At 67.0% G+C, this 6,225-nt stretch carries 5 protein-coding genes and 1 pseudogene; 5 read left to right on the top strand and 1 reads right to left on the bottom strand.

All coding sequences use genetic code 11. The annotated features are described in order from the left end of the window. The 3 genes from ACOZBY_RS21730 to ACOZBY_RS21720 form a co-directional block, all read left to right on the top strand. Positions 1-1,250, top strand: a 1,250-nt coding sequence (locus tag ACOZBY_RS21730) for an alpha/beta fold hydrolase (protein WP_422762675.1), incomplete at its 5' end; no start/stop codon positions are given. 155 nt (positions 1,251-1,405) lie between these two features. After that, positions 1,406-2,011 (top strand): ArsR/SmtB family transcription factor, encoded by a 606-nt coding sequence (locus ACOZBY_RS21725; RefSeq protein WP_422762674.1) that lies wholly within the window; start codon positions 1,406-1,408, stop codon positions 2,009-2,011. Next, on the top strand, positions 2,008-3,321 hold the full coding sequence (locus ACOZBY_RS21720; protein WP_422762673.1) for an MFS transporter: 1,314 nt from the start codon (positions 2,008-2,010) through the stop codon (positions 3,319-3,321). The genes ACOZBY_RS21725 and ACOZBY_RS21720 overlap by 4 nt, the downstream gene beginning before the upstream one ends. Positions 3,322-3,459: 138 nt before the next feature. Here the strand turns inward: ACOZBY_RS21720 and ACOZBY_RS21715 are convergent. Beyond that, positions 3,460-3,732, bottom strand: a pseudogene (locus ACOZBY_RS21715) (Tn3 family transposase); the annotation flags it as partial. A 551-nt stretch (positions 3,733-4,283) separates the two neighbouring features. Between ACOZBY_RS21715 and ACOZBY_RS21710 the strand changes: the two are divergent. Continuing rightward, a complete protein-coding gene (locus ACOZBY_RS21710) occupies positions 4,284-5,417 on the top strand; it encodes an IS630 family transposase (RefSeq protein ID WP_422762672.1) in 1,134 nt (377 codons plus the stop codon). A 56-nt stretch (positions 5,418-5,473) separates the two neighbouring features. After that, positions 5,474-6,225: IS5 family transposase (locus ACOZBY_RS21705; protein WP_422762671.1), on the top strand; the 752-nt coding region annotated here is incomplete at its 3' end.

Genomic DNA, 6,225 nt, shown 5'->3' with positions numbered 1-6,225 from the left:
TTCTCGCGCTGATCGCCCTCACGGACGGGGCAGGCTCAGGGCTCGCCGCATGGTTGCCGACCCTTGGAGTCGGGGCTGCCCTCGCGATGTGGCGGGGTCGGCGCCGCAGTCGGCCGACGCGGCTCGTGCTGTTCCTGCCGGTGATTGTCGCGGCAGCATTGACGGCGTCGGTCTGCGTTCCGACCATGCCGACGGCCCGGCGGTACCCGCCCGCCCTGCCGTTCGTGACCACGCAGCACTGGGGCCTGTCCACCGGCAGCCCGGTCGCGGTGTACCACTACCCACCCGCGCACCCCAGCCCCCGGCATCCCATCCCGCTCGTGTATCTCAACGGCGGACCGGTCCGTGGCATCTCGGTGCTCGACCACCGGTTCCTGCAACTCCTGGCACGCCAGGGCTACGACGTCTACGCCTACGAACAGGCCGGTGGCGGACGAAGCGACCTGCTCCCCATGGGCCAGTACACGGTTGCCAGGTCAGTCAGCGACCTCGCCGCCTTCATCGACCGCCTGAACAATGGCAAGGTCGACATCCTCGGCTTCTCCTCAGGCGGGGCCGTGCTCACCCGAGCCCTGGCCGACCCGAGCGTCGCCGCACGCATGCACCGGGCGATCATCGCCGAGCCCGGCCCCATGGACGGCCCCACCGCACACATCACCGGTCACAAGGGCCGAAAATCCGCACGCGGCCTCGCGCCGGCCCCAACCGGACCGCGATCGACACACGTCCCCCGGTACGCCGTGGCATTCGGCCTCATGCGACTCGGACTCCTCAGCCCCGACACCGGACTGATCGGACAGGCCGAAGGCGACAACGCCTTCACCGCCGCCGACCTCGGCAGCGACACCGCATCCGCCTACTGCGCTCGCGACGCGCACCGCATCCCCGCCGAGGACACCGCACAGAACTTCTCCTTCAGCCCCGCCGCCAGCCTCCGCATCCAGCAGACGGTCAAGGGCTCGCCCTCCATCGCCTCACAACTGAGGCAGTCCAGGACCCCCGCGATGCTGATGATCGCCGAGTGCTCCTCCCAGGTCCGTCAATGGGAGACCACCGTCCTTGCCAATGACCCCGCCATCCAGCGCACGCAGTACATGCCCGGAGTCGGACACCACATGTGGAACGGCCTCGACGACAACAACGGTCGGGCCGCCGCCGTCATCACCGCGTTCCTTCAGGACAAGCCAGCACCCCTGCCGAACTACCCGACCCGCGACGAGATCCCTACCTTCCTGCGCGATCACAAATGAACGTTTATGAGAAACGCCGTCCGTCACTTCTGTGGCCACACGGCTTGCACGGTTGTCCCGTCTCGCCCGCCCGCCGACAGCGACGCCTTGCAGTGGCAGAGATACCTCTGCAGAGTCTCCTATGCAGAGGAAACTCTGCAACCTACGCTGTTGGCATGTCCGACGAACCCGAACGCACATCACAGTCCGCCAAGCCCACCCGGCGCCTCGATGCGCGCAGCCTGCGAGGGCTGGCCCACCCGCTGCGGATGAACATCTTTGAACTGCTCAGCCTGGACGGCCCCGCTACCGCCACCAGACTCGCCGAACGCCTTGGGGAGAACACCGGCACCATCAGTTGGCACCTGCGCCACCTCGCCGAACACGGCTTCATCATGGAGGAAACCGGACGGGGCACGAAACGCGAGCGCTGGTGGAGAAGGGTCGACGTCTCCAATGAGCTGAACACTGCCGATTTCCGCGACGATCCCGACACCCGGGGCGCGCTGTCGGTCTACCTGCACGAACTGCTGCAGCAGCACTTCAGTCGGGTCGTGAACTACATCGGCGAGGACTGGGACGACACGTGGCGGAGCGCTGGCACTGTCTCGGACTGGAGTGACCTGCGGATGACTCCAAAGCAGTTGGAGGCACTCAACGCGGAACTGATGGCTGTCATCGCCCGCCATACCCCTGCTCCGGACGCCGAGCCCGCTCCGGACGCGCTCCCTGTCGTCGTGCAGCTCCAGTCGTTCCCCCGCAAGGAGCGTGGCTCCGCATGAGCTACGGCATACGCGGTGGCCTCCTGCGTAGCCACCGAGATTTCCGCCTGCTGTGGTGCGGCGAGACCGCCGGCAAGTTCGGCGCGTCCGTCACCGGGGTGGCGATGCCGCTGGTCGCCGTCTCCACCTTGCACGCCAGCACGTTCGAGGTCGGCCTGCTGAGCGCCGCCGCCTGGGCCCCTTGGCTGATCATCGGTCTTCCGGTCGGTGCCTGGGTGGACCGGCTGCGCCGCAGACCGATCATGCTGGCCGCCGCCGCAGTCTCCCTCATACTCTTCGCCAGCGTCCCGGTCGCCGCGTGGTCCGGCCGGCTGAGTATCGGACTGCTGCTGGCCGTCGCCCTGCTGACGGGCACGGCAGCGGTGTTCTTCCAGACCGCCTACACCGCCTATCTCCCCACCATTCTGGAACCCGATGACCAGCCCGAGGGCAACGCCAAACTGCACGGCAGTGCATCCGCCGCGCAGATTGCCGGGCTCGGCTCCGGCGGCCTGATCGCACAGTTGGCAGGTGCGGTGAACGGGATGTTCGCCAACGCCGCGACATTCCTCGTCTCCCTTCTGTGCATCGCAGGCATCCGACATCGCGAGCCACGCATCACCAGAACCGAACACCGCCCCACTTCACTGGTCAGTGAAGTCCGCGAAGGCCTGCGGCTGATCGCCTACGACCCCTGGTTCCGCACGTTCACACTTTTCGGAGCCGCCTCCAACCTGGCTCTTATGGGATACCAGTCAATCCAGGTGGTCTTTCTGGTCCGGAGCGCCGGCCTGACCCCGGGGACGGTCGGTGTACTCATCGCGGCGACCAGTGCCGGAGGCGTAGCCGAGGCATTCGCCGCACGCCGGGTCGCTCACCGGATCGGCACGGCCCGCGCGACATTGCTGTTCGAACTGGGACTTCCCACACTTGGTCTGCTCATCCCGCTGACCGTCGGCGGAGCCGGGATCCTGCTCTTTGTGACAGGTGGCTTCAGCGTCTCCGCAGGTGTCGTCGCCGGCAACATCATCAAGGCGAGCTTCCAGCAACGCTACTGCCCGCCGGATCTCCTCGGCCGTCTCACCGCAAGCACTGCATTCCTCAGCTACGGAGCGATCCCCATCGGAGCACTGCTCGGCGGCGTGCTCGGAACCGTACTCGGCCTTCGCACCGCCATGGCCATCACGACAGCGGGGGTCCCGCTCGCCGCACTGATCCTGCTCTTCTCCCCGATCCGGCGCTCCCGGGACCTGCCGACGTCCCGCCAGACAAGGAGTAATCCCGAACTTCCGCTGGCCTCTGATGGCGAACCGGCCCTACCTCTTCACTGATCACCATCGCACCGGGCAATTCCCTCACCTTCCGTCGGCCATCAAGTCGCGGGCTCCCAGGCAGCGGACCGTCACCGCCGCGAAGCGCCTGACTAGGGCAAGGGCCCGCAAGCTCAGCACCACCCTGGTCGGCCACCCTTAATCCTGCCCACCCCCGTCGTCGTCCTCGTCCAGCTCCGGCGCATCCGGGTCTCGCAGGGGCCGCAGGGCGCCTGCGGCCGGGGTGGAGGCGGTGAAGCTGTAGCGGCCGAGCAGGTTCAGGTTGCGGTGCTTGAGGGGGGAGAGGCGGGCGATGTCCTCATCCCGGATCTCGTGGCCCTCGGCGCGGAGCTGGGCGATGGCGGCGTCGATGTAGCGCGTGGTCCAGAGCACGATGGCGTTGAGGACCAGGCCGAGGGCACCGAGCTGGTCTTATCCGAACTAGTGCCGCATCAGGCAACGTTCGCTTCTTCGGACGTTGCCTGATGGTCGGTATCCGGTCGTAGGAACGGAACTGAGGCTGTCAGTACTCCCGTAGGGTGTTTGGGTGCTCAATCGGCTTGAGATCAGTGTGTTGCCACCAGGCCCCCGATGGGCTGCCCAGTTGTCTTTCCGGATCGATGGCGAGGAAGTGGTGGCGGCCTCGATCGGAGAGGGAGGCCGCGGCCCGTTTGCCGAGGAGGCATTGCCGGCCGATGGCCAGGGTCCCCTCTGGGCAACCGGCGAGGGACGACGTGTAGTGCTGGGTGAGCCCGAGTGCACGGGCGGATGCTGTGGCTACCTGTCCATGTTCGTACAGCGTCACGGCGGGATCGTGGAGTGGTCCGACTGGCAGGTGCCCGTTGGTGAGGCGCGCCCTCCGATTTTTCACTTCGACGCCGATCAATACGACGCTGAACTGACCCGTGCGCTGACAATGTCTGCCTCGTGACAGTTCGCCGCGTGGACGCTTCCCCGCACGGCGACCGGGTCAGGATGATCACGTGGCTGGACGTGTGCGGGTTCGTGAGATCGATGGTGACGAGGGTCGGCGGTTGCTGCGGATCATCCGCCGGGGCACTGGGTCGGTGGTGACCTGGCGGCGGGCCCAGATGGTTCTGCTGTCCGCGCAGGGCATGCCGGTGGCGAGGATCGCCGAGGTATCGTTCACCAGCGCCGACCGGGTCAGAGATGTGATCCACAATTTCAACACGGACGGCTTCGACTCGCTGTATCCGAAGTACTCCGGTGGTCGGCCGAAGACGTTCACTCTGCCGGAACGACGCGAGATCAAGAAGATCGCCAAGTCCAAGCCCACCGAGCACGAGCTGCCGTTCTCGACCTGGAGCCTGACCAAGCTGGCGGACTTCCTGGTCGCCGAGGGGGTGGCCGACGACATCAGCCACGAGGGCCTGCGCATCCTGCTCCGAGAGGAAGGCGTCTCCTTTCAACGCCTGAAGACCTGGAAGACCTCCCGCGATCCGGACTATGCGGCCAAAAAGGCCCGCGTCGAGCACCCCTACGCGATCGCCGACGGCGAGGTAATACCCGAGGACGGCGAACCCGAAGTCATCTTCTGCATGGACGAGTTCGGGCCGCTCAACCTGATGCCCCACCCGGGCCGACAGTGGGCCGAACGCGGAGGCAAGCACAAGGACCCCGACCGCGAGCCCCGCCGACGGCGCCGGGCGACCTACAACCGCTACGGCGGGGTCCGGCATCTGTTCGCCGCCCTGGACCTGACCAAGGACAAGCTCTACGGCCACATAAAGCCGATCAAGAGGCGGACCCAGTTCCTGGAGTTCTGCCGCTACCTCCGCACGCTCTACCCACGAGAGGTGCGGATCGCGATCGTCAGCGACAACTTCTCCCCGCACTTGACCACGAAGAAGTGCCAGCGCGTCGGCACCTGGGCTGCGGCAAACAACGTCGAGATGGCCTACACCCCGACCAACAGCTCCTGGCTCAACCGCATTGAGGCCCAGTTCACCGCCCTGCGCTACTTCACCCTCAACGGCACCGACCACGCCAGCCACAATGAGCAGGGCAGCATGATCCGCCGCTACATCATCTGGCGAAACCGCCACGCTGACGACCAGCGCTTACGCGCCGTCGTCGACAGGGCGAACGTTGCCTGATGCGGCACTAGGGCGTGCATCGAAAGTGGATCTTGGACCGTGAATGATCACGGTTCATGGGGCGGGGAGATCTCACGGACGAGCAGTGGGCGGTTCTGGAGCCGTTGTTGCCGAAGGGGGCCAAGGCGGGGCGGCCGTCTGTCTGGCCTCGGCGGCGGCTGATCGACGGTATACGGTTTCGGGTTCGGACCGGTGTTCCGTGGCGGGACGTGCCCGCCGAGTACGGGCCGTGGGGCCGGGTCTATGACTTGTTCCGCCGGTGGCAGCGGAACGGCACATGGCACCGCATCGTGTCCCGGCTCCAGTCCCTGGCCGACGCGAGAGGCGCGATTACGTGGGACCTGAGCGTCGACTCCACAGTCTGCCGTGCCCATCAGCATGCGGCCGGGGCCCGCAAGCAGGGTGACCTGCAGAAGGAGCCACCGGGCGGTGTGTTCACCGAGCCCGGAGATCACGGACTGGGACGTTCACGCGGCGGGTTCACCACCAAGCTGCACCTGGCCGTCGAGCAGGGCCAAAAGCCCCTGTCGATTGTGATCACGGCCGGGCAGCGCGGGGACTCGCCACAGTTCGAGCCCGTGCTGGCAAAGGTCCGCGTGCCCCGCATCGGGCCGGGCCGGCCACGCGTCCGCCCCGACCGGGTGCGGGCGGATAAGGCGTATGCCTCCCGCAAGAACCGCGCCTACCTGCGCCGCCGCGGCATTCGCTGCACCATCCCCGACAAGGCCGACCAGGCCCGCAACCGCCAGAAGCTCGGCTCCCGCGGCGGCCGGCCGCCGCGCTTCGACCCGGTCGACTACCGCGAGCG

It is taken from the genome of Lysinibacillus sp. NPDC056220 (genome assembly GCF_049315265.1).
In the GTDB taxonomy this organism is placed as follows: Bacteria; Bacillota; Bacilli; order Bacillales_A; family Planococcaceae; genus Lysinibacillus; species Lysinibacillus pinottii.
The sequence above is the reverse complement of the archived record's forward strand: the minus strand, read 5'-3'. Positions and strand labels throughout refer to the sequence as shown.

Bases quoted from the DNA above. Each gene is read 5' to 3' on its own strand.
- ACOZBY_RS21720 (WP_422762673.1), top strand. From the start codon at position 2,008: ATGAGCTACGGCATACGCGGTGGCCTCCTGCGTAGCCACCGAGATTTC.
- ACOZBY_RS21725 (WP_422762674.1), top strand. From the start codon at position 1,406: ATGTCCGACGAACCCGAACGCACATCACAGTCCGCCAAGCCCACCCGG.